This window comes from Herbaspirillum sp. BH-1 (assembly GCF_002870055.1).
Lineage (GTDB): Bacteria > Pseudomonadota > Gammaproteobacteria > Burkholderiales > Burkholderiaceae_D > Herbaspirillum > Herbaspirillum frisingense.
Genome location: NZ_PKOI01000007.1, coordinates 219814 through 241852, shown reverse-complemented (window position 1 = coordinate 241852; position 22039 = coordinate 219814). Strand labels below are relative to the sequence as shown.

Genomic DNA, 22039 nt, shown 5'->3' with positions numbered 1-22039 from the left:
GCATGTATAACGTCAAGGGAAAAAAGGGCAAGAACGACGTGCTGGAGCAGCATGCGCCGCTGGTCAAGAAACTGGCGCATCAGCTCAAGGCAAAATTGCCCCCTAGCGTAGAGGTGGACGACCTGATCCAGGCCGGCATGATGGGCTTGCTCGACGCCGTCAACCGCTACGAAGAGACCCATGGCGCGCAGTTCGAGACCTATGCCGTCCAACGCATTCGCGGCGCCATGCTGGACGAGCTGCGCAGCAGCGACTGGCTGCCGCGCAGCATCCGTCAGAACGCCCGCAAGGTAGACGAAGCCATGCAGGCCTTGCTGCAGCAGCTCGGTCGCCAGCCGCAGGAAACCGAAGTGGCGCAGCACCTCAAGATCAGCCTCACCGAGTATCAGTCGCTGCTCAGTGAATGCGGTGGGCACCAGCTGATCTACTACGAGGATTTCCACGACGACGATGGTGGTCATGAACATTTCCTGGACCGCTACCAGACCGCCGAGTCCGATGACGACCCGCTGCAGAACCTGATCAACGGCGGCTTCCGCGAAGCCGTGGTGGATTCCATCAAGGCCCTGCCCGAGCGCGAGCAGATCCTGATGGCCCTCTACTACGAGCAGGAAATGAACCTCAAGGAGATCGGCGCCGTCATGGGCGTGTCCGAGTCCCGCGTGTGCCAGCTGCACAGCCAGGCAATCTCACGCATGCGCTCCTATCTGCGGGAGCATTCGTGGAGTGGGGTGGCCTGAGGCGTGATTTGCGTCCGGGAGGACGCGCTCCGGCATGCTCTGACGGCTCCTTCGGGAGCCGTTTTCAATTCCATCGAAAAAAGGTGTCCAATTTGACGTTTTTGCTTACAGCTCTTGTGTGCCGCCTTGGGCCTGACCCAGATTGCGCTGAACAGGTAAAGCTTGAGGCATCTGCATCGCAAAAAAAAGACCCCCGAGGCATGGCACTCGGGGGTCTTTGTATCTGCGTCGATTGCGCTCGTGGCGCTCGGCTTGGAGGGTGGTCAGACCACGCCGAGCCTGCGGCCGGAAGATTTGATGCTGTTCTGTCCATCCGGTCCGTAGAAGTTGCCGGTGCCGGTCTTGCCCTGCAGGATGGTGAGTGCGCTCTGGTTGATCGAAAGCTTCTTGCCGATCAGCAAACCGTTGACACGGTTGAGCTCCTTGGCATCCTGCGCCAGTTCGAACAGGCCGGCCCAGACGTCCTTGTCGGCGTCGCTGCCGTGCTCGTTCATCCACTGTTGCATGCCGGCCTCGTCTTCGCTGTAACCCAGGCTGCCCAGCAGGCTGTGGCGGTTACCGGCCAGTGTGGCCATGTCGGAAACGATGGTGGCTTTTTCGGAGATGATGTCGGTCAGGCCTTCGGCGGTGGCTTCAGCCAGCAAGGCCTGTTCCTGATTCAGTTTTTCGACCAGGCGGGACAGGGCAGCGTGTTCCAGGGGCAGATTGCTGGCCGGATTCATGCGGGTGATCCTGTGCGAAGGCAGTGACGATCAGGCCGGACGGGCGCTGATCAGGGTCTTGACGGTGTCGATCAGGCCATTGGCCACTTTTTCCGGATCGATCTGGAAGGTGCCGTTGGCGATGGCAGCCTTGATTTCAGCCACTTTCTTGGCATCGAAACTGTTGCTGTTGCTGTTGACCTTGGTTTCCAGCGACTGATAGGTGCTGGACAGGCGCACGCTATCGGAAGTGGCTGCAGTGGCCGCGGCACCATTGCCGGCAGCAGCGCCGGCGGGGGCGTTGTTGCGAGGCTGGGCCTGGGTCTGCTCGCTGTTGAGGGCAGCGGATTTGAGGGCGTCGTTAACGTTCACGGCAGTATTCCTTGTAGGGTGGGGGCGCATCGCACCCGCCTGTCGTATGGATTATCGACCAGTTCTGCGCAAACTTTAACATCCAGGGCGCCAAAATGACGAAATGGGAGAAATTTTCTTCACATTTCCGACGCCCGGCTGCAGATCCTGGCTAGACAGTCCTTTCTTCAGGATTGCCCTCTATCAATAGTTGATTTCCAGAATGCCACCCGCCTTGGCGATGCCGCTGACCACTTGCCCGGCGGCGGTCCGCGCCTGTGCCATCTGGCCTTCATTGGCGTTGGTCATGGCGCGCGCTTCCGTGGAAATCTGGAAGCCTGGGCCGATCGAGACGACCCGTACCGACTGCCCTTGTTGTACCACCCGCTGGTTGCGGACGGCGTCCATGCGCAGCGGTGTGCCGGCGCGCAAGGACATGTTGGCGACCCGGCCCACCACCTGGGCTTCTTCGGTGATCACCCCGCTGGGCAGGCTGGACATGTCACCGCGGATGCGGGTGATGTCGCTGGCGCTGATGGTCTGGCCCTGCGCCAGCGGCACGGCGGCCACCAGGTAGTCCGAAATGACCTGGACATTGGCGCGCAGATAGATCGTCCAGGGGGAGGGCGCCACGCACTTGACGCCCACCGTGGTGCGGCCCCACAGGCGTCCGCCGTTGGGCATGAAGGCTTGCGGTTCGAGGCAGGAGGCCAGCGTCAGGCGCGGGTCGGCGGGATCGATGGTGATCGTGACACTGCCCGGCAGGCCGGAGGTCTGGCTGGCCAGGAATTGCTCGGCAACCTGTTGCAGAACTTGCAAGTTCTGCTTTTGCGGACCGTCAGGGGTGTTTTGCGCGGTGGCTGGCGAGGCGGCCGTCAATGCGCCGGCCAGCATGGCCAGGGCGGCAATGGCACGGCGCAGTACGCGCATGGGGCGAAAAGAATGTTTCATTTTGTGCAACTTTCCTGCAGCAGGCATTGGCGAATCTTGGCAGCAATGGTACGTCGCGCGCGCGAGGTCAAAAGCGCAAACAGGGGAGGCTTTTATCTCTTTATCGCCCCTTAAAGTCCCGGGTGGAAACGTATGATCAAGCCTACGTAATTCCATCATCGGCGTAGTGTGCGACCGTCCCAGGCGGGCGGCAGCGGCGCCGGTATTTCCGGAGGACCCGATGGTCTCTAAGCTCGACGATTTCTTCCGCTTCAATGAGATGGCGCTGAACCTGCGGGCACAGCGCCAACAGGTGCTGGCCTCCAATATCGCCAACGCCGATACGCCCAACTACAAGGCGCGGGACGTCAATTTTGCCGATGCGCTGAAAAATGCCCTCGACAACAAGGGCGGCGCCGTGCCGCCGCTGCAACTGGCCCGCACCGCCGCCTCGCACGTGGCCGGGACTGCGCCTGACAACGGCCCGGGCAGCATCGGCGGTTCGCCCCTGCAGTACCGCACGGTGACCCAGGGTAGCGTGGACGGCAACACCGTCGACCTGGACGTGGAGCGCAATGAATTCGTCGACAACGGCATCCGCTACGAAGCCGGTGTCACCGCTGTGAACGGCCAGATCAAGGCCATGATTAACGCCATCCAACCGGGTTGATAAACCATGTCCCTTTCCAACATCTTCAACGTTGCCGGTTCGGCCATGAGTGCGCAGGCCCAGCGCCTCAATGCCACCGCCAGCAATATCGCCAACGCCGATAGCGCCACCGGCCCGGACGGCCGGCCCTACAAGGCCAAGCAGGTGGTCTTCGAGTCCATCCCCGTGGGCGATGTCAAGGATAGCGGCGTGAAAGTGGCTGCCGTGGTCGAAGACCAGGCACCACCCAAGCTGGTCTACGACCCCAAGCATCCCATGGCCGATGGCAATGGTTATGTCGCCATGCCCAACGTCAACCCGGTCGAGGAAATGGTCAACATGATCTCGGCTTCCCGCTCTTACCAGACCAATGTGGAAACGATGAATACGGCCAAGGCCATGCTGGTCAAGACCCTTACCATCGGACAATAGGAAACAGGACCTTAAATCATGGCAATCGTCTCCAATGACCTGCTCAATGCAATGAACGGTACGAGCAGCAGCTCGTCGACCACCAACACCTCGTCCAGTCTGAACGACAACAGCCCGGATGCGATCCAGAATCGCTTCCTGACGCTGCTGATTGCGCAGATGAAGAACCAGGATCCCAGCAACCCGATGGACAACTCGCAGCTGACCACGCAGATGGCCCAGCTGTCGACCGTCTCTGGCATCAGCCAGTTGAACGATTCGCTCAGTACGCTGATGGGCAATCTCAGCTCTTCGCAGGCGCTGTCCACGGCCAGCATGATCGGTCACAGCGTGCTGGCGCCGGGCAATAGCATCCAGCTGACCTCGGACACCACCAAGGACGCCGACGGCAAGGACGTCACCAGCCAGAAGGCGGTGTTCGGAGTGAACCTGCCCAGCACGGCCTCTTCGGTCATCGTCACCGTCAAGGATTCCACCGGCGCAGTGGTGCGCACCATGGACCTGGGTACCCAGGCTGCCGGTGCCGTGCCCGTGATCTGGGATGGTACCAATGACGCCGGCGGCAAGGCTGCCGACGGCAACTACACCTTCACCGCCACCGCGTCCAACAATGGCACGCCAGTCGCGGTGACGGCGCTGGCCTTCGGTACGGTGGCCAGCGTGTCCACCGGCACGGACGGCGTCAAGCTCAATGTCACCAACGTTGGCACCATCAAGTCCAGCGACATCGTACAAATTCTTTAATCGTTATTACCGACATCATTCGGAACAAGGGGATATCTCATGAGTTTTCAGCAAGGTCTGAGCGGACTGAACGGCGCAGCCAAGAGCCTGGACGTCATCGGTAATAACGTGGCCAACGCCAGCACGGTCGGTTTCAAGCAGTCGCAGACCCAGTTTGCCGACATGTATGCCAACTCGATGAACCGCTCCGGCAATTCGCCGGTGGGTATCGGCGTGACCGTGGCCAACGTGGCGCAGCAATTCACCCAGGGCAATATCAGTTCTTCCAACAACCCGCTGGATATCGCCATCAACGGTGACGGTTTCTTCCAGATGGCAGGTTCGCTGGAGGATAAGTCGCCCATGTATGGTCGCAATGGTCAGTTCCAGCTCGACAAGAGCGGTTACATCGTCAACCCGAGCATGAACGGTGCCTACCTGATGGGTTGGGCTGCTGGCGCCTCGGGCGGTGATCCGGTGCCGCTGCAGATCGATACCTCGTCCATCCCGGCGACCACCACCACCTCGATCAGCACCAAGGTCAACCTGGATTCCCGGTTGAGCACGCCGACCACCACGCCTTTCAATGCTGCAGATCCGACCACCTACAACAACTCCACGGGCGTCACCATCTACGACAGCCTGGGTAACCCGTACAGCGTGCAGACCTATTACGTCAAGCACGACCCGGATACCACGGTGACCCCGCCGACCACCAGCTGGGACGTGTACGCCAAGGTTGGCGACCAGACCCTGGTGACCACCTCTGGCGGTACCACGCCCTTGTCGCTGGGAACGATGAAGTTCGATTCCACCGGCTCGCTCATCGGTGTGTTCGATTCCACCGGTACGCAGATCACCAGCGGCCTGATGAGCATCGACCTGACCGCTACCGGTCCCAATGCCAACATCGCCGCAGGTGGTGGCAACTTCGCCAGCGCCATCACGTTGAGCTATGCCGGCTCGACCCAGACCGGTTCGGCCTTCGTCAACCTGGCGCAAAACCAGAACGGCATGCCGCCGGGAACCCTGTCGAGCTTCTCCATCGACAAGGACGGCAACATCGTCGGTTCCTACAGCAACCAGCAGACCAAGAACCTGGGTACCGTGGTGCTGGTGAACTTCGCCAACCCGAATGGCCTGCAGCCGCTGGGCAACAACCTGTATGCGGCCACCGGCGCGGCCGGCAGCCCGCTGGTGGGCAAGCCCTCCACCGGCACGTTCGGTAGCCTGCAGGCGCGCGCGGTGGAAGACTCCAACGTCGACCTGACCGCCGAACTGGTCAACATGATCGTGGCGCAGCGCGTCTACCAGGCCAACTCGCAGACCATCAAGGTGCAGGACACCGTGCTGCAGACCCTGGTCAGCCTGCGCTGATAATGGCTTGATCGCGCGCCTTGCGGCGTGCGTGCTGCAAGGTCGCCGGCGTCGCCGGCGGCCGGTTTCAACCGCTGGCGCCGGGGGATGGTGCCGCAAATAAGGGGTTTTATGGATCGTCTGGTCTATACAGCGATGTCGGGGGCAAAGCATACGCTGGAGCAGCAAGCTACTGCCAGCAACAATCTGGCCAACGCCACGACCACGGGTTTTCGCGCCCAATTGAATACCTTCCGCTCGGCACCGGTGGTGGGCGATGGCTTGCCCACGCGGGCCTTCGTGGTCGACTCGACCGCAGGCAGCGATTTTTCGCAGGGACCGATCCAGGACACCGGGCGTGCGCTGGACGTGGCCGTTCAGGGGCGCGGCTGGATCGCGGTGCAGACCGCCGATGGCGGGGAAGCCTATACCCGCAATGGCAGCTTCAAGATCAACGAGAACGGCATCCTGCAGACCCAGAATGGCCAGTCGGTGCAGGGCGACGGCGGTCCGATCACCATCCCGCCCGATACCACGGTGGCCATCGCCGCCGATGGCACGGTGTCGTCGATCCCGACCAATGGCATTCCCAATGCGGTCAACGTGCTGGGCCGCATCAAGCTGGTCAATCCGGACGAAAAGAACATGAAGCGCGGTGATGATGGCCTGTTCCGCACCATCACCGGTGCCGCCCAGCCGGACGCCAACGTGCGCCTGGCCAGCGGTGCCGTCGAAGGCAGCAACGTGAATGTGGTGGAGGCGATGGTCAACATGATCAATCTGTCACGCCAGTTCGAGATGAACATGAAGGTGATCCAGACCGCCGAAAGCGATGCGACCAAGGCGACCCAGATTCTGTCCTTGTCCTGATAGCACAGCCCCTGCACTGATTACCGGAGAAATAAATGATTCGTTCCTTGTGGATTTCCAAGACCGGCCTGGATGCGCAACAGACGCAACTGGACGTGATTTCCAACAACCTGGCCAACGTCAGCACCAACGGCTTCAAGCGTTCGCGCGCGGTGTTCGAAGACCTGCTGTACCAGACCGTGCGTCAACCCGGCGCCCAGTCCTCGCAACAGACACAACTGCCCTCGGGCCTGCAGATCGGTACCGGCGTGCGTCCGGTAGCCACCGAGCGCATCTTCACCCAGGGCAACGTCAACCAGACCAACAATGACAAGGACCTGGCGATCCAGGGCAATGGTTTCTTCCAGATCCTGCTGCCCGACGGTACCACCGCCTACACCCGCGATGGCGCCTTCCAGACCGACAGCCAGGGCCAGTTGGTGACCTCCAGCGGCTACACCCTGCAGCCGCCGATCACCATTCCGCTCAATACCACCAAGCTCAGCGTGGGTCGTGACGGTACCGTCTCGATCATGCAGGCCGGTTCGACCGCGACCACGCAGATCGGCACCATCCAGGTGGCCACCTTCATCAACCCGGCTGGCCTGGAAAGCCGCGGCGAAAACCTGTACGTGGAAACCGCCGCTTCCGGCACCCCCAACCCGAATACCCCGGGTACCAACGGCGCCGGCGCCTTGTGGCAGGGCTATGTGGAAACCTCCAACGTGAACGTGGTGGAAGAGCTGGTCAACATGATCCAGACCCAGCGCGCCTACGAAATCAACAGCAAGGCCATCACCACATCCGACCAGATGCTGGCCAAGCTGTCGCAGCTGTAAGACCTGGCGGCGAGCCGGGGTGGCGTTGTTGAACAAGGTAGTCGGCAGTAGAAAGAAGGACGAGGCAGATATGAAGAACTTGCTGAAATTGGTTTCCATTGCGGGCGTATTGGCTGTGGCCGGTTGCACCACCGTGCCTGACAGCATCGTGACGGGTCCCAAGACGGCGCGTCCGCAGCCGGCTTCCTATGCGCCCCCGACCTCGGGTGCGATCTTCCAGTCGGCGGTCTACCGTCCGCTGCTGGAAGACCGCCGCGCGCGCCTGGTGGGTGACACCATCACCATCGTCATCAACGAAAAGACCAGTGCCGGCAAGTCCGCCGGCAGCTCGGCCAGCAAGACTGGCGCTGTGGCGTCGCCTGCGCCGACCATCTTCGGCACATCGATCAAGGAACTGTCGGCCTCCGGCAGCTCTTCGGCCAAGTTCGAGGACAAGGGCGCTACCAATTCCAGCAATACCTTTACCGGCACCATCGGCGTGACGGTGGTGGAGGTGCTGCCCAACGGTAACCTGGTGGTCTCCGGCGAAAAGCAGGTGGCGCTGGACAAGGGCGTGGAGTACGTGCGCTTCTCCGGCACCATCAGCCCGGACAACATCCAGACCGGCAATACCGTCTCCTCGACCCTGGTGGCCGATGCCAAGGTCGAATACCGTACCAATACCCGCGTGGACATGGCTGACTTCATGTCCTCGCTGGGCCGATTCTTCTTCAGCGTTTCTCCTTTCTGATGTGGAGTAGTGCAATGACCCGGAAAGGATCTTTCGCAATGGATATCTTCAGATCAGGTAGCAGGCTGGCCATGGTGGCCGCCGCGGCCGTGGCCACCCTGTGCCTGGGCGTGGCGCTTCCGGCCCAGGCCGAGCGACTCAAGGACCTGGCCAGCATCCAGGGCGTGCGTCAGAACCAGTTGGTCGGTTACGGCCTGGTGGTCGGTCTGGACGGCAGTGGTGACCAGACTACCCAGACCCCCTTCACCGTGCAGAGCGTGATCAGCATGCTGCAGCAGCTGGGCGTGAATGTGCCGTCCGGTACCAGCAGCAACATGCAGTTGAAGAACGTGGCCGCGGCCATGGTGACGGCCAACCTGCCGGCCTTCGCACAGCCGGGCCAGTTGATCGACGTGACCGTGTCGTCCATCGGCAATGCCAAGAGCATCCGCGGCGGCACCTTGCTGATGGCGCCGCTCAAGGGCGCCGACGGCCAGATCTATGCCATCGCCCAGGGCAACATCGTGGTCGGTGGTGCCGGTGCTTCGGCCGCCGGCAGCAGCACCACCATCAACCAGCTGTCGGCCGGCCGCATTTCCGGCGGTGCCACGGTCGAACGTGCAGTGCCCAGTTCGCTGGGTGGCGGCGACATGGTCGTGCTGGAACTGAACGACAACGATTTCTCCACCGCTGCCCGGGTGGTGGATGCGCTCAACAAGCGCTTTGGTACCGATACTGCCGTGGCGCAGGACGGCCGCGTGATCCGCGTGCGCGCACCGATCTCCAGTGGTGACCGGGTGGCCTTCCTGGGGGCGCTGGAAAACGTCGACGTCACCCCCGGCAAGCTGGCGGCCAAGGTCATCCTCAATGCCCGTACCGGTTCGGTGGTGATGAACCAGAGTGTGATGCTCGACACCTGCGCCGTCTCGCACGGCAATCTGTCGGTGGTGATCCAGGCTGACAATGCCGTGAGCCAGCCCAATGCGCTGGCCGGTGGCCAGACGGCCGGGGTGCAGAATGCGCAGATCTCGATCAACAAGGAGCCGGGCAAGGTCATGCTGTTGAAGGGTGGCGCCTCGCTGTCCGATGTGGTCAAGGCGCTCAATGCCATCGGTGCCACGCCCCAGGACTTGCTGGCGATCCTGCAGGCGATGAAGGCGGCAGGTTCCTTGCGCGCCGAACTCGAAGTGATCTAACGGTAACGGTAGCGGGACGGCAGGGCCGATTCCATTACAAACGCTTTCATCCAAGGTAACCCATGCTCAACAAGATCAACCCATCCAATCCGACCGAGAATCTGGCCGTCGATGCGAATGGGCTGAACGGCCTGCGCGAAGCAGCCCGGCAGAACTCGCCGGAGGCCATCAAGGGGGCAGCCAAGCAGTTCGAGGCACTGTTCCTGAACATGGTGATGAAGAGCATGCGCGACGCGACGCCGCAAAATGGCCCGTTCGATAACGAGCAGACCAAGATGTTTACCTCCATGTTGGATCAGCAGCTGAGCCAGAGCCTGGCACAGCGCGGCGTCGGGCTGGCCGATGTGCTGACCCGCCAGTTGTCGGCCTCGCTGCCCAAGAAGCTGCCGGATGCGCAGGACCTGGAAGGTACGACCATGCCGGGCGAGGAGGGCTTGCCCATGGGTATTCCGCTGGTCAAGGAAATGAGCGATGCCGACCGCGCCAAGTTCATCCAGAGTTTCGCCAGCCAGCAGCAGGCCGAGAGTACCGACCAGGATGGTCGCAACGGCAAGCAGCGCCGCAACTCCAACAAGCCGGCCCATGTCGAGGCCTTCCAGAATCGCCTGCAGGCCGATGCCGAGATTGCCAGCAAGATGACCGGCATCCCGGCCAAGTTCATGCTGGCCCAGGCTGCGCTCGAAACCGGGTGGGGCAAGAAGGAAATCATCGCCCGCGACGGCCGTTCGGCGCACAACCTGTTCGGCATCAAGGCCACCGGTAACTGGACCGGCAAGGTGGTCGAGGCCACCACCATCGAATACATCAACGGCAAGCCACAAAAGCGGGTGGAGAAATTCCGCGCGTATGATTCCTATGCGGACGCCTTCAAGGATTACGCCAACTTGCTGCGCAGCAATCCGCGCTACGAGAAGGTACTGGCCAGCGCCCAGGATGCCCATGGTTTCGCCTACGGCCTGCAGCGTGCCGGTTACGCCACCGATCCACATTACGCGGAGAAACTGTCGCGCATCATCCGCCAGTCGCTCTCGGCATAGGTTTCCCGCCGCTCATGACCTGGGCCGCGAGCGATTTCCCGGCGGCAAGCTCATCGGTGCCGGTCGGAAACAAATTCGATCGCAGCCATCTAAAGTTTTGGTCAATCCTGCCGTTGACTTGGTTATTCCGCTAAAAGCTTTCAGGGACGACAACCTAGCATGGCAACTAACATCTTCAGTATCGGGCAATCAGCGTTGCAGGCGGCCATGGCGGCTCAGGCCACCACCAGCCACAACATCTCCAACGCCACCACGCCCGGCTACAACCGCCAGGAAGTCGTGCAGAGCTCGGCCGGCGGCATCAACTACGGCTACGGCTTCGTCGGCCAGGGGACCCAGGTCACCGAGATCAAGCGTGTCTACAACGACTTCCTGACCAAGCAGGCGCTGGCCTCGCAGACCTCGGCCAGCTCGCTGGATGCGTACTACTCCGAGATCTCGCAGATCAACAACATGGTGGCCGACACCAAGGCCGGCTTGTCGCCGTCCTTGCAGGATTTCTTTGCGGCGATCCAGAACCTGGCCTCCAATCCGAATACCCAGGCGTCGCGCCAGTCGGTGCTGTCGCAGGCTTCGAGCCTGGTGGCACGGGTGACCAGCATCAACGATCAGCTCTCGGCCAGCAGCGCCAGTGTCAACAGCCAGATCACCTCTACCGTCACCACGATCAACTCCTACGCGCAGCAGATCGCCCAGCTCAACAAGGCCATCGTCAGTGCCATCGGTACCGGCGGCGGTCAGCAACCCAACGACCTGCTGGACCAGCGTGACCAGCTGGTGGCCGAACTCAACAAGTACGTCAAGATCACCACCGTGCCGCAGGATACCGGTGCCGTGAGCGTGTTCATCGGTACCGGCCAGTCGCTGGTGACCGGTGAGAACGTGACCCAGCTGGCGGTGACCAATTCGCCCACCGACGTGTCGCGCCTGCAGATCGGCCAGGTCACCACGGGCGGTACCACAAGCACCATCCCGGACAGCTTCTTCTATGACGGTGGCAGCCTCGGTGGCTTGCTCAAGTACCGCAGCGAAACGCTGGACCCGACCCAGAATGCCCTGGGCCGCATTGCAATTGCCCTGGGTACCGCCTTCAACCAGCAACAACAGCTGGGCCTGGACCAGAACGGCAATCCCGGCACCAACATGTTCAATGTCAGTTCGCCCAACCTGATCGGTTATCCGACCAATACCGGCACGACTGACCTGAAGGCGACGATTACCGATCCGTCGGCCTTGAGCACCAGCGACTACACGTTGACCTACGACGGCACCAATTACACCTTCACCCGCCTGTCGGACAACACCAAGACCGTCAAGGCGGCGGGCGATTTCCCGGTGACGCTGGACGGGGTGACCTACTCCAACGGTGCGGCCGCGCCCGGACCTTACGCGCCGGCCATCCCGAGCGGCAACATCTACAAGATCCAGCCGACCGCCAATGGCGCGGCCGGCTTCTCGCTGGCGCTGAACAACACGCAGCTGCTGGCCACGGCAGCGCCGATCTCGACCTCGATCAACGCCACCAACAACGTCAACGCCAGCACCGCGGCCACCAATACCGGCAATGCCCTCATCTCCAGCACCTCACTGGATCCGACCAAGTTCCAGCAGGGTTCGTCGGTGTCGTTTTCCGCCTCCTTGAGCACGCCTACACCTCCGGCCACACCGGTGACGCAGTTGTCGGCGGCCTGGTCCGGCGCATCGCCGGTGCCGGATGTCGTCTATTCCTATCCCGATGGCACCGGCGGTACGGCCACCGGCGGCGCGCCGTTCGCCTACCAGTCGGGCATGACCATCACCAGCGGTGGCGTGTCCTTCACGCTGACCGGCACGCCCAGCACATCGGGCACGGGTGACCAGTTCAACTTTGCGCCGGTCGCGGCCAACAAGGGCACGGCGACCATCAGTACCGGTTCGGTCACGCCGGCCTATCTGACCACGACCACGCCGCTGACCAAGCCGACCACGCTGGAGTACGACGCTACCGCCACGCCGCCGAACTTTTCGATTTCTCCGGCGGTTCCGGCCGGTGGCGGTACCATCACCCACAAGGATGGCACCACCACCACCATCGGTGCCGGTGTCACGGTTCTGCCTTACACGGCGGGGGATACCTACGAGATCAGCGGCGTATCGTTCCAGATTTCCGGGCAGCCTTCTGATGGCGACCAGTTCACCATCTCGGCCAACACCAATGCCGCCTCGGACAATCGCAACATGCTGGCCATGGGCAACCTGCAGACGGCCAAGACTATCAATGGCACCAACTTCCAGGGTTCGTACTCGCAGTTGGTGGCCACCATCGGCAACAAGACCAATGAGATCAATGTCACCAACACTGCCGAGAAGGCAAGGCTGACGGCGATCCAGACCCAGCAGCAATCCGAGTCCGGGGTCAACCAGGATGAGGAACTGGCGCAGATGATCCGCAACCAGCAGCAATACCAGGCGGCTGCCAAGATCATCCAGGCGGCCAGCGACATGATCAATGTGCTGCTCACCCTGGGCGGTTGAACAGTTAGATAGAGGAAGACGATATGCGTATTAGCACCCAGATGCTCTATCAGTCGAGCAACAACGACCTGACCGGCATGCAGAGCCAGATCCTGAAGTTGACGCAGCAGGTGACGGCGCAGCAGAAGGTCTTGCTGCCGTCGGATGATCCGGTGGCTGCCGCTCGCGCCCTGGACATGGCCCAGACGTCGGCGCTGAACGATCAGTACAAGACCAACCGCCAGAACGCCAACAGCGCACTGTCGAGCGTGCAGGGTACCCTGGACAGCCTGACCAACATGCTGACCAAGCTCAAGTCCAACGTGATCGCCGCCGGCAATGCCTCCTACTCCAATGCCGAACGCAGCAACATGGCTTCCGAGATCAAGGGCAACCTGAACGAGGTGTTGGGCTATGCCAACGCCCAGGACGGGCAGGGTAACTACATCTTCGCCGGCTTCAAGAGCACGACCCAGCCGTTCACCCTGGATGGCAGCGGCGGCGTGACCTACAACGGTGACCAGGGCGCCATGACGCTGCAGGTCGATTCGACCCGCCAGATGGACATCAGCGCGTCCGGACAGGCGATCTTCCAGGGTGGTGGTCAGGATATCTTCAAGACCATGACCAACCTGATCAATACGCTGTCGGTACCGGTGACCGAGGCGGCCAACAAGGCCGACGAGACCGCGGCCAATAATTTTGAGTATCCTGCGGGTCAGTTCCCGATCCAGGATTACAAAACGCAACAGGCGACCCTGGATGCCATGAAGCCCGATGATCCGGGCTACCAGGCCCAGTTCATCGCGACGGCCGCCGCCAAGCTCAAGGCCGACGCCGCCGATGCCGCCCGTACGCCGATCCCGGGCAGCCAGGCCGCACTGAACCGCAACCTGGCCGCCTTCAATACCCAGATCGATTCCATTTCCAGCAGCGTGTCCACTGCCAAGGCGTCCATTGGTGCGCGCCAGAATGAACTGGACAATCTCGATGCCGCCGGTGAAGTCAACAAGGAAAACTACACCCAGACCATCAACAATCTGCTGGGTCGCAACCTGTCCGACACCAGCGAGCTCATCAGTGACCTGACGCTCAAGCAGACCTACCTGTCGGCGGCGCAGAAGGTGTTCGTCACCACCAGCGGCCTGACCCTGCTGAACTACCTGAAGTAATTTCTGATGCAGACCGTCTGCCTTCGGCAGCGGTCCCCAAGCAAAAGAAAGGCGAACCCGCGGGTTCGCCTTTTTTGCTTTGGCGCTGCGCTTGCTACTGCGCTGGCGGCATGGCGGGTGGGGTTGCCCTGGCGTCGCCGCCCAGAGCCTGGTACAGCGTCATCTGGTTCTTGAGCTGGTTCAGCCGCGTCTGGGCCAGTGAAGTCTCGGCGGTACGCCGTTTGTCCTGCTGATCCAGCCAGGCCTGCAAGGTGACCGAACCGGCGCGGTAACGCAGCTCGAACAGTCGCTCGGCGGCCTGCGCCACTTCCAGGTTACGTACCAGCAGGGCCTGCTGATTGGCATATTGCTGGCGTGCCGCGAGGGCATTTTCGACATCGCTGAAGGCCGAATACAGGGTCTGGCGGAAGTTGGTGACGGCGCTGTCATAGTCGGCCTGCGAGACGCCGACCTTGAGCTTCATCTGCGTCTGCTGCAGGAAGGGCAGGGTCAGTTGGGCGCCCAGCGTAGCGATCGGATTCTGTACCAGACGCAGCAGGGCGTCACTGCTGGTGCCAAGCGTGCCGGTGAGGTTCAATTGCGGATAGAAGCCCAGTCGTGTGAGGTCCACATTGGCCAGCGCGCTGCGCAGGCGCAGCTCGGCCGCGCGCAGGTCCGGTCGGCGCCCCAGCAGGTCGGCCGGCAGTCCGGCTTCAAGCGCCGGCAGTGGCTGCTCAGGCAGGCTGGGCGGAAGCGTAAAGACCTGTCCGGGCGGGCTGTCGAAAAGAATCGCCAGGGCGTTGTCGTTTTCCACCCGCTGCCGTATCAGGTCGGTATAGCTGGACTGCTGGCTCAGCAGGTTCTGCTGCGCCGTCAGCACTTCCAGCGAAGAGACGGCGCCGGCGCCGTATTGCGTGTTGACCAGTTCCAGCGTCTTGCGGGCGTAAGCTATGCTCTGCTCGGCAGTGCGGATGCGCTGGTTCAGGAAGGCGCCGGTCCAGTAGAGGTTGGCGGTGGTGCCGACCATGGTCAGCGCGGTGGCGGCGCGATCCTGTTCGGTCGCCAGGGCCTCCCAGCGGGCTGCGTCATAGTTGGCGCCCAGGCGGCCCCAGAGATCCACTTCATAAGACAGGGTGATCGAATTCTGGCTTTGGCGCGTGGTCGAGCGGTTGTTGCCGCTCAGGGGCTTGCTGGCGCTGCTGCCGAGCTGCCCGCCGAGCGCCGGGACGAAGGCATCGTCAGCCAGGCCGGCCAACAGTTGGGCGCGTCGTACCTTGATGGTGGCGGCAGCCAGATTATTGTTCTTGCGCAGGACTTCATCGATCAGGCGCGTCAGTTCGGCATCGCCGAAACCTTGCCACCAGCGCTGGGCATCGACCGTGCCGGCCGCAGGCGCCTGCTGCCAGGCCGGCGGCGCCTGGGTCACCGGCGGCGCATAGGGTGTGCGCGTCAGGGAACTGCAGCCGCCCAGCAGGGCCAGTGCCAGCAGCAGGGGAAGTGGGGAGGGAAGAGGCTTGGACATGGCTATGGAATCATTCGCGTGCAAGGGCATCCACCGGGTTCAGGCGCGCCGCATTGCGCGCCGGCAGGAAGCCGAACACCACGCCGATCAGGGTGGAGCAGGCAAAGGCGCTGACGATGGAGGCGGTGGAATAGATCATCCGGAAGCTGCTGACGAAGTGCGCGAAGATGGCGCCGAAGGACAGCGCCAGCAAGACCCCCAGCAGCCCGCCGGCCAGGCAGACCAGCACCGCCTCGATCAGGAACTGCTGCATGATGTCGCTCTGGCGTGCGCCTACCGCCATGCGCACGCCGATCTCGCGGGTGCGCTCGGTGACCGACACCAGCATGATGTTCATCACCCCGATGCCGCCCACCACCAGCGAGATCAGCGCGATCATCGACACCAGCAGGGTGAGGGTGGCAGTGGCCTTTTCGATGGTCTGGCGGATGCTGTCGGTGTTGAAGATGTAGAAGTCCTTGGTACGGTGACGCAGCGTCATCAGGCGCGTGATGCCTTCCTCGGCGGCGGCACTGGGGACGTTGTCGCTGACCCGCACGGTGATGCCGCTCAGATAGCGTTGCCCGATCACCCGGCTCATCGCCGTGGTGTAGGGCACCCAGACATTGAGCGCACTGTTGTTGCCGAACCCGTTCTCGCGCTTTTGCGTCACACCGATCACGCGGCAGGGCACGCTGCCCAGGAAGATCACTTCGCCCAGGGCATTGCCCCCGTTGGGGAAGAGCTTCTTGTAGGTATTGGCATCGATCACCACTTCCTGCGCATAGCGGCGGATGCTTTCGCCGTTGAAGCCCATGCCCTGCGCCATCTTCAAGCCGCGCACGCGGAAATACTGCTCACCCACGCCGTTGATGGTGGCGGTCACCGAGATGTTGCCGTAGCGCGCCGAGGAGGCCGTGGCCACGCTGGGAGTGACGCTGTCGACAAAGTTCTGCTCGGCCAGGGCGGCGGCATCGGCCGGGGTGAGGGTGCGGATGGCGGCCGACTTCATGTCGCCGAAGTCGGTGCCGGGGAAGATGTCGATGGTATTGGTGCCCATGGCACTGATGTCGGAGAGGATCTGCTCGCGCGAGCCACTGCCCAGTGCCACCACCGAGACCACCGAGGCAATGCCGATGATGATGCCCAGCATGGTCAGGAAGCTGCGCAGGCGGTGCGCATTCATGGCCAGCAGTGACATGCGCAGCGCCTCGCCCAGACGGTCCAGCGTGGCGCGCCAGGGGCTGGCCTGCTGCTGGCGGTCGCTGCGTTGGCGGGAGGGGCTGGCGCTGTCGGTGGGCGTGGTGGCATCGGTCCCGGCCGGCAGATTGCGGCGGTCGGCGATGATCACGCCATCCTTGATCTCGATGATGCGCTGGGCATTGCTGGCCACCTGCATATCGTGGGTGACGATGATGATGGTGTGGCCTTCGGCATGCAGTTCCTTGAGGATGTTCATCACCTCGTGACCGCTGTGGCTGTCCAGGGCGCCGGTGGGTTCGTCGGCGAGGATGACGTCGCCGCCATTCATCAAGGCGCGCGCAATGGACACGCGCTGCTGCTGACCACCCGACAATTGCCCCGGCTTGTGGTGGCTGCGTTCGGCCAGGCCCAGGCGGGCCAGCAGTTGCGCGGCACGCTGGCGTCGTTGCGCCGGGTCCAGGCCGGCATAGACCGAGGGCACTTCGACGTTGGAGGTGGCGTCCAGGTCCGAGAGCAGGTGGTAGCGCTGGAAGATGAAGCCGAAATGCTCGCGCCGCAATTGCGCCAGTTCGTCGGCATCGAGCTTGCCGGTCTCGCGCCCGGCCACCAGGTAGCTGCCGGCACTGGGCTTGTCCAGGCAGCCGAGGATGTTCATCAGGGTCGACTTGCCGGAGCCGGAGGCGCCGACGATGGCCACCAGCTCGCCGGCCTCGATGTCGAGGTTGACGTCATTGAGCACGGTGATGCTGTCGTCACCGGCCGGGAAATCGCGGCGCAGGCCGCGCAGCTGCAGCAAGGCTGTGGTCATGGCGGCCTTACATGCGCGGCGGCGGACCGCGGCGTTCGCTGCTGTTGCTGCTGTCGGTGGCGCCGGCCACGGCGGTGCCGGTCACGACACGCTCACCGGCCTTCAGGCCCTCGGTGATCTGTACCTGGGCATTGGTGTTGATGCCGATCTTGACGCGCCGATCATGCGCCAGGCCCTGTTCATCGAGTACGCGCACGAGGTAGCTGCCCTGGGCATCCTTCTCGCCCAGCGCGGTCGAGGGCACCAGCACGGCGTTCTTTGCTTCGGACAGGACGATGTTGACCTGGGTGGTCATGGAGATGCGCAACTTGCCTTCGGGATTGGGCACGTCCAGCAAGCCGTTGTAGTAGATCGCCGTGGACGTGGCGCTGGAGCTGCTGGTGCTCAGACTGCTGGTGGAGGTCTCGTCCTGCAGGATGGAGTCCGGTGCCGGCTCGATGGCACGCAGGGTGGTGCGGTAGCGGTGATCGGGGTCGCCCAGGATGGTGAAGTACACCGGCAGGCCCGGCTTGACGCGGACCACGTCGGCTTCGGAGATCTGCGCCTTGACGGTGACCGTATCCATGCGCGCCACCTTGATGATGGTCGGCGTGGACTGGTTGGCGTTCACGGTCTGTCCTTCCTGCGCCACGATGGCCACCACTTCGCCGTCGATGGGGGCGGTGATGCGGGTATAGCCCAGGTTGACGCGGGCATTGTCCACCTTGATGGCGCCATCCCTGATCTGCGCCTGCAGGCCGGTGATGTCGGCGCGGGTGGCATTGAGGGTGGCTTCGGCGGTCTCGAAGTTCTCGCGCGAGCTGGCGTCACCGGCCAGCATCGTCTTCTGGCGTTCGTAGGCCAGCTGCGCCTGCTTCAGGGAGGCTTCCTTGGAGCGCAGCTGGGCCTGCAGGTTCTGCAGCGTGAATTCGCTGCTGGCCAGGCTATTTGCCTGGGTCATGGAATCGATCTCGGCCACCAGCTGGCCCCTCTTGACGCGCTCGCCCAGCACCACCTTGAGCGACTTGATCTGACCCGAGACCTGGGCGCCGACGCTGACCTGCTTGTAGGCCTTGACGGTGCCGCTGGCCAGTACCACGTCCTGGATATCGGCCACGGTGGCAGTGGCGCTCAGGTAGGTGGGCGGGGGCGGTGGTGTGAGCATGCGATGGACGATGTAGCCGCCCGCGAGCAGCACGGCGAGGGTCAGGACGATGATCTTGGGACGGCGAAGAGTGGCAATATTCATGCGAAAAATGGACGCGCTGTAGTCAGTACCGGATAGCCGCCAGTGTGTGGCAAGGCGGGCCGCCGGATCGTCAGAAGAAGTAAATGTGGAGCCATCGCGCACTGGCGATCACCCCGCTCGAAGCTAAGTCGCCTGCTCACGGTTTGGGCAATGCATTGACCGGCGGCACGCTACCCAGCAGGCGTACCATCTCGATGCCATCCGAGAGAAGACGTTGCAGAGGGGTGAGCATGTAGGGCAGGGCAAAGGCGATCAAGATGAAACCCGCCAGCATGGTAATCGAAAAACCGATCCCGAACAGGTTCAATTGGGGCGCGGCGCGGGTCAGGATGCCCAGCGCGAAGTTGGTGATCAGCAGGGCGATCAGCAGTGGCAGCGACAATTGCACGCCCATGCTGAACACCTTGGCGCCCCACAGGGCAAGCTGGTGGAAGCCCTCGGTGGTGATCGGCTGACCGGTGATGGGCAGGGTGTGGAAGCTTTCGGCCATCACCTGCAGCAGCAGCAGGTGGCCGTTCAGGCTCAGGAAGACCATGGTGGCCAACAGCGACAGGACCTGGCTGATGACGGCCGTGCGGCCCTGGCTCTGGGGATCGAAGAAGGCGGCAAAGGACAGGCCCATGGTGGAACTGGTCAGTTCGCCGGCCGCTTCGACGGCGGCAAACACCACCCGCATGGCAAGGCCCATGGACAGGCCGATCAGCAACTGCTGCAGCAGGATCAGGAGGCCGGTCATCGACATCGGGTCGATCGCCGGTGGCACCGGCACGTCCGGTGCCAGCACCGCGCCGATGGCGATACCCAGCAGGACCTTCACCAGCATCGGCACGCTGGCGCTGCCGAAAGGCGGTGCAATGGACAGCAGCCCGAGGATGCGGGTGGTCGGCCAGATGAACATGGCGACCCAGGCGTAGAGTTGCTGGCTGGAGAAGGTGAGCATGAATCAGGAGTTGCCGGACACGCGGTCCTGCAAGCGCGCTACTGGACCATGGCGGGAATGCCGGTGAGCATGTTGTGCATGTAGTCCATGATGATGCTCAGCATCCAGGGACCGGCGATGATCATGGCCAGGAACACGCCCACCAGTTTGGGAATGAAGGCCAGGGTCTGTTCGTTGATCTGGGTGGCAGCCTGGAAGATGCTCACCAGCAGCCCGATGGCCAGTGCCGTGAGCAGCATCGGCGCGGCGATCAGGAGGGTGACTTCGATGGCCTGGCGGCCCATGGTCATGACGGTTTCGGGAGTCATTGTCGGTCCTTGCCGGCGGCTAGTAGAAACTCTGGGCCAGAGACCCGATCAACAACTGCCATCCATCCACCAGCACGAACAGCATCAGCTTGAAGGGCAACGAGACGATGGCCGGCGACATCATCATCATGCCCATCGACATCAGGATACTGGCCACCACCATGTCGATGATGAGGAAGGGGATGAAGATGGCAAAACCGATCTGGAAGGCCGTCTTCAATTCGCTGGTAACAAAGGCCGGTACCAGCAGGCGCAGCGGCACGTCTTCCGGTCCCTGCAGGGCCGGGCCGCGCGAGAGCTTGACGTACAGCGCCAGGTCGGACTGGCGGGTCTGCTTGAGCATGAATTCCTTGAGCGGGGCGGCACCCTTGTCGAGCGCCTCCATCATCTGGATCCGGTTTTCCGCGAAGGGCTGGTAGGCCTCGGTATAGATACGGTCGAACACCGGGCTCATGACGAAGAAGGTCAGGAACAGCGACAGGCCGATCAGCACCTGGGTGGGTGGCGTCGATTGCGTACCCAGCGCCTGGCGCAGCAGCGACAGCACGATCACGATGCGCGTGAAGCAGGTCATCATCAGCAACGCCGCCGGAATGAACGACAGCGAAGTGAGCAACAGCATGGTCTGGATCGGCAGCGAATAATTCGTGCCACCGCCCGGCGCGGGCATGCTGTTCAATGCGGGGATGCCTTGCTGGGCAGAGGCGGCCAGCGGCAGGCAGATCAGTGCCAGCCACCAGTAGCGGCTGCGCAGCAGCGTGGCCGCGCGCGCGGCCAGGATACGGAGGAGGCCTTGCGGCTTAGCTTGTGCTGCCATCATTACCTGGGCGACTGCCGTTGCCGGCGCCGCCATTACGTTTGTCCATGGTGTGCTTGAGCCAGGTGGCGAAGGCCGGTGCCCCGGTCTGGCTGCTCTGCTGCGCCGTCAGTTCCTGGCGCGGCAGGGTGGCCAGGGCGTTCACGCGTCCCGGCGCCACGCCGACCACGATCCACTGTTCGCCGACTTCGATGACCATCACGCGTTCGCGGCTCCCCACCGATACGCCACCGACCACCTTGGCGGCGGCATTGCCGCTCAGGGTCTGGCTCAGTCCGAAGCGCTTCAGGAGCCAGGCGATGCCCGCCATCACGGCCAGGACTGCCACCAGGCCGAAGAGCATCGTGAAGATGCTGCCGCCGGACGAGGGCAGGGCGCTGCCGGTGACGGCAGGGATGGTGGCAGCAGGAGCGGTTGCGACGGGAGCGGTGCTGGTCGCAGTGGCAGCGGCGGGGGCGTTGTCAGCCCAGGCCTGGGCGCAGGCGACCAGCGTGCCACCGATGAGAAGCCGGGCAGACACAAGGCCCGCCCGGTGCTGATGCAATCTGCCCGACGAGCGTGTGGCAGGTGAGGCGGGGGATGCAGCGGAAATGCGTTTCATCAAACTCAAGCCGTCCTGCCTAGCGGTTGAGCTTGCGGATGCGTTCGGCGGGCGTGATGATGTCGGTCAGGCGGATACCGAACTTGTCGTTCACCACCACCACTTCGCCCTGGGCGATCAGGCAGCCGTTGACCAGCACGTCCATCGGTTCGCCGGCCATGCCGTCCAGTTCCACCACCGAGCCCTGTGCCAGTTGCAGCAGGTTCTTGATGGCGATCTTGGTGCGACCCAGTTCCACGGTCAACTGAACCGGGATATCGAGGATGAAGTCGATATCGTTGGGGGTGTTGGTCTTGATGTCCTGGGCACTCAGGTCTTTGAAGACGGTGGCGGCAGCCGGTGCGGCCGTGATGCCCTTCTCGTCTTCCATCTGACCTTTTTTCTGTTCTTCTTCGGCCTGGGTCTGCTCGGCCATGGCCGCGCCCCACGGATCGTCTTCCGCCGCGCCTGCGCCTGCTACGTTCTCATCAGCCATTA

General features: G+C 62.8%; 23 protein-coding genes. 12 read left to right on the top strand and 11 right to left on the bottom strand.

Annotated elements, in window-relative coordinates:
• Positions 1-2 precede the first annotated feature (2 nt).
• Positions 3-740 (top strand): RNA polymerase sigma factor FliA, encoded by a 738-nt coding sequence (locus HBH1_RS12365; protein WP_006462687.1) that lies wholly within the window; start codon positions 3-5, stop codon positions 738-740.
• A gap of 263 nt (positions 741-1003) precedes the next feature.
• Here HBH1_RS12365 and HBH1_RS12360 read toward each other — a convergent pair whose 3' ends face one another.
• The 3 genes from HBH1_RS12360 to flgA all read right to left on the bottom strand — a co-directional run bounded on the left by HBH1_RS12360 (position 1004) and on the right by flgA (position 2743).
• The gene (locus tag HBH1_RS12360) at positions 1004-1462 is read right to left on the bottom strand and encodes a flagella synthesis protein FlgN (protein WP_077237035.1); all 459 of its coding nucleotides are present in this window, start codon (positions 1460-1462) and stop codon (positions 1004-1006) included.
• A 30-nt stretch (positions 1463-1492) separates the two neighbouring features.
• Positions 1493-1813, bottom strand: coding sequence for a flagellar biosynthesis anti-sigma factor FlgM (gene flgM / locus HBH1_RS12355; RefSeq protein ID WP_102662983.1), 321 nt, complete (start codon positions 1811-1813; stop codon positions 1493-1495).
• Positions 1814-1996: 183 nt separating this feature from the next.
• Complete coding sequence (gene flgA / locus HBH1_RS12350) at positions 1997-2743, bottom strand: flagellar basal body P-ring formation chaperone FlgA (RefSeq protein ID WP_199181575.1); 747 nt, start codon at positions 2741-2743, stop codon at positions 1997-1999.
• Between the two features lie 220 nt (positions 2744-2963).
• Between flgA and flgB the strand changes: the two genes are divergently transcribed.
• The 11 genes from flgB to flgL all read left to right on the top strand — a co-directional run bounded on the left by flgB (position 2964) and on the right by flgL (position 14177).
• Positions 2964-3392, top strand: a complete 429-nt coding sequence (gene flgB, locus HBH1_RS12345) for a flagellar basal body rod protein FlgB (protein ID WP_077237037.1) — start codon at positions 2964-2966, stop codon at positions 3390-3392.
• Between the two features lie 6 nt (positions 3393-3398).
• On the top strand, positions 3399-3803 hold the full coding sequence (gene flgC, locus HBH1_RS12340) for a flagellar basal body rod protein FlgC (RefSeq protein WP_006462682.1): 405 nt from the start codon (positions 3399-3401) through the stop codon (positions 3801-3803).
• Between the two features lie 18 nt (positions 3804-3821).
• On the top strand, positions 3822-4547 hold the full coding sequence (locus HBH1_RS12335) for a flagellar hook assembly protein FlgD (RefSeq protein WP_102662981.1): 726 nt from the start codon (positions 3822-3824) through the stop codon (positions 4545-4547).
• A gap of 39 nt (positions 4548-4586) precedes the next feature.
• Positions 4587-5903: a flagellar hook protein FlgE gene (gene flgE / locus HBH1_RS12330; RefSeq protein WP_102662980.1), complete on the top strand. Its 1317-nt coding sequence runs from the start codon at positions 4587-4589 to the stop codon at positions 5901-5903.
• Between the two features lie 111 nt (positions 5904-6014).
• Entirely contained in the window at positions 6015-6752 is a 738-nt protein-coding gene (gene flgF, locus HBH1_RS12325; RefSeq protein WP_006462679.1) for a flagellar basal-body rod protein FlgF, read from the top strand.
• Between the two features lie 35 nt (positions 6753-6787).
• Positions 6788-7570 (top strand): flagellar basal-body rod protein FlgG, encoded by a 783-nt coding sequence (gene flgG, locus HBH1_RS12320; protein WP_102662979.1) that lies wholly within the window; start codon positions 6788-6790, stop codon positions 7568-7570.
• A gap of 70 nt (positions 7571-7640) precedes the next feature.
• Positions 7641-8300, top strand: coding sequence for a flagellar basal body L-ring protein FlgH (locus HBH1_RS12315; protein WP_006462677.1), 660 nt, complete (start codon positions 7641-7643; stop codon positions 8298-8300).
• Positions 8301-8371: 71 nt separating this feature from the next.
• Positions 8372-9475, top strand: a complete 1104-nt coding sequence (locus tag HBH1_RS12310; RefSeq protein WP_182994926.1) for a flagellar basal body P-ring protein FlgI — start codon at positions 8372-8374, stop codon at positions 9473-9475.
• Between the two features lie 62 nt (positions 9476-9537).
• Complete coding sequence (gene flgJ, locus HBH1_RS12305; RefSeq protein WP_006462675.1) at positions 9538-10512, top strand: flagellar assembly peptidoglycan hydrolase FlgJ; 975 nt, start codon at positions 9538-9540, stop codon at positions 10510-10512.
• Positions 10513-10671: 159 nt separating this feature from the next.
• The gene (flgK, locus tag HBH1_RS12300) at positions 10672-13026 is read left to right on the top strand and encodes a flagellar hook-associated protein FlgK (RefSeq protein ID WP_102662977.1); all 2355 of its coding nucleotides are present in this window, start codon (positions 10672-10674) and stop codon (positions 13024-13026) included.
• Between the two features lie 23 nt (positions 13027-13049).
• Positions 13050-14177, top strand: a complete 1128-nt coding sequence (gene flgL / locus HBH1_RS12295; protein ID WP_102662976.1) for a flagellar hook-associated protein FlgL — start codon at positions 13050-13052, stop codon at positions 14175-14177.
• A gap of 94 nt (positions 14178-14271) precedes the next feature.
• On the opposite strand, the gene HBH1_RS12290 is transcribed toward flgL, so the two are convergent.
• The 8 genes from HBH1_RS12290 to fliN form a co-directional block, all read right to left on the bottom strand.
• Positions 14272-15678, bottom strand: coding sequence for an efflux transporter outer membrane subunit (locus HBH1_RS12290; RefSeq protein WP_102662975.1), 1407 nt, complete (start codon positions 15676-15678; stop codon positions 14272-14274).
• Between the two features lie 10 nt (positions 15679-15688).
• Positions 15689-17668, bottom strand: a complete 1980-nt coding sequence (locus tag HBH1_RS12285) for a MacB family efflux pump subunit (protein WP_102662974.1) — start codon at positions 17666-17668, stop codon at positions 15689-15691.
• A 7-nt stretch (positions 17669-17675) separates the two neighbouring features.
• Positions 17676-18896 carry an efflux RND transporter periplasmic adaptor subunit gene (locus HBH1_RS12280; RefSeq protein WP_102662973.1) on the bottom strand — a complete coding sequence of 407 codons (1221 nt, stop codon included), beginning with the start codon at positions 18894-18896 and terminating at the stop codon, positions 17676-17678.
• A 136-nt stretch (positions 18897-19032) separates the two neighbouring features.
• Positions 19033-19836 (bottom strand): flagellar biosynthetic protein FliR, encoded by an 804-nt coding sequence (fliR, locus tag HBH1_RS12275; RefSeq protein ID WP_102662972.1) that lies wholly within the window; start codon positions 19834-19836, stop codon positions 19033-19035.
• A 38-nt stretch (positions 19837-19874) separates the two neighbouring features.
• Positions 19875-20144 carry a flagellar biosynthesis protein FliQ gene (fliQ, locus tag HBH1_RS12270; protein WP_006462668.1) on the bottom strand — a complete coding sequence of 90 codons (270 nt, stop codon included), beginning with the start codon at positions 20142-20144 and terminating at the stop codon, positions 19875-19877.
• 19 nt (positions 20145-20163) lie between these two features.
• Positions 20164-20961: a flagellar type III secretion system pore protein FliP gene (gene fliP, locus HBH1_RS12265; protein WP_006462667.1), complete on the bottom strand. Its 798-nt coding sequence runs from the start codon at positions 20959-20961 to the stop codon at positions 20164-20166.
• Positions 20945-21481, bottom strand: a complete 537-nt coding sequence (gene fliO, locus HBH1_RS12260; RefSeq protein WP_233207593.1) for a flagellar biosynthetic protein FliO — start codon at positions 21479-21481, stop codon at positions 20945-20947. The genes fliP and fliO overlap by 17 nt, the downstream gene beginning before the upstream one ends.
• Before the next feature lie 100 nt (positions 21482-21581).
• Positions 21582-22037 (bottom strand): flagellar motor switch protein FliN, encoded by a 456-nt coding sequence (fliN, locus tag HBH1_RS12255; RefSeq protein ID WP_006462664.1) that lies wholly within the window; start codon positions 22035-22037, stop codon positions 21582-21584.
• Between the last annotated feature and the right edge of the window lie 2 nt (positions 22038-22039).

Excerpts from the sequence above, each read along its gene's own strand:
- fliQ (WP_006462668.1), bottom strand. The coding sequence starts at position 20,144 with ATGACTCCCGAAACCGTCATGACCATGGGCCGCCAGGCCATCGAAGTC.
- fliP (WP_006462667.1), bottom strand. The coding sequence starts at position 20,961 with ATGGCAGCACAAGCTAAGCCGCAAGGCCTCCTCCGTATCCTGGCCGCG.
- HBH1_RS12335 (WP_102662981.1), top strand. The coding sequence starts at position 3,822 with ATGGCAATCGTCTCCAATGACCTGCTCAATGCAATGAACGGTACGAGC.
- HBH1_RS12285 (WP_102662974.1), bottom strand. The coding sequence starts at position 17,668 with ATGACCACAGCCTTGCTGCAGCTGCGCGGCCTGCGCCGCGATTTCCCG.
- HBH1_RS12315 (WP_006462677.1), top strand. The coding sequence starts at position 7,641 with ATGAAGAACTTGCTGAAATTGGTTTCCATTGCGGGCGTATTGGCTGTG.
- flgF (WP_006462679.1), top strand. The coding sequence starts at position 6,015 with ATGGATCGTCTGGTCTATACAGCGATGTCGGGGGCAAAGCATACGCTG.
- flgJ (WP_006462675.1), top strand. The coding sequence starts at position 9,538 with ATGCTCAACAAGATCAACCCATCCAATCCGACCGAGAATCTGGCCGTC.
- HBH1_RS12290 (WP_102662975.1), bottom strand. The coding sequence starts at position 15,678 with ATGTCCAAGCCTCTTCCCTCCCCACTTCCCCTGCTGCTGGCACTGGCC.
- HBH1_RS12280 (WP_102662973.1), bottom strand. The coding sequence starts at position 18,896 with ATGAATATTGCCACTCTTCGCCGTCCCAAGATCATCGTCCTGACCCTC.
- HBH1_RS12365 (WP_006462687.1), top strand. The coding sequence starts at position 3 with ATGTATAACGTCAAGGGAAAAAAGGGCAAGAACGACGTGCTGGAGCAG.
- fliR (WP_102662972.1), bottom strand. The coding sequence starts at position 19,836 with ATGCTCACCTTCTCCAGCCAGCAACTCTACGCCTGGGTCGCCATGTTC.
- flgA (WP_199181575.1), bottom strand. The coding sequence starts at position 2,743 with ATGAAACATTCTTTTCGCCCCATGCGCGTACTGCGCCGTGCCATTGCC.
- flgC (WP_006462682.1), top strand. The coding sequence starts at position 3,399 with ATGTCCCTTTCCAACATCTTCAACGTTGCCGGTTCGGCCATGAGTGCG.
- HBH1_RS12360 (WP_077237035.1), bottom strand. The coding sequence starts at position 1,462 with ATGAATCCGGCCAGCAATCTGCCCCTGGAACACGCTGCCCTGTCCCGC.
- flgK (WP_102662977.1), top strand. The coding sequence starts at position 10,672 with ATGGCAACTAACATCTTCAGTATCGGGCAATCAGCGTTGCAGGCGGCC.
- fliN (WP_006462664.1), bottom strand. The coding sequence starts at position 22,037 with ATGGCTGATGAGAACGTAGCAGGCGCAGGCGCGGCGGAAGACGATCCG.
- flgE (WP_102662980.1), top strand. The coding sequence starts at position 4,587 with ATGAGTTTTCAGCAAGGTCTGAGCGGACTGAACGGCGCAGCCAAGAGC.
- HBH1_RS12310 (WP_182994926.1), top strand. The coding sequence starts at position 8,372 with ATGGTGGCCGCCGCGGCCGTGGCCACCCTGTGCCTGGGCGTGGCGCTT.
- flgL (WP_102662976.1), top strand. The coding sequence starts at position 13,050 with ATGCGTATTAGCACCCAGATGCTCTATCAGTCGAGCAACAACGACCTG.
- flgB (WP_077237037.1), top strand. The coding sequence starts at position 2,964 with ATGGTCTCTAAGCTCGACGATTTCTTCCGCTTCAATGAGATGGCGCTG.
- flgG (WP_102662979.1), top strand. The coding sequence starts at position 6,788 with ATGATTCGTTCCTTGTGGATTTCCAAGACCGGCCTGGATGCGCAACAG.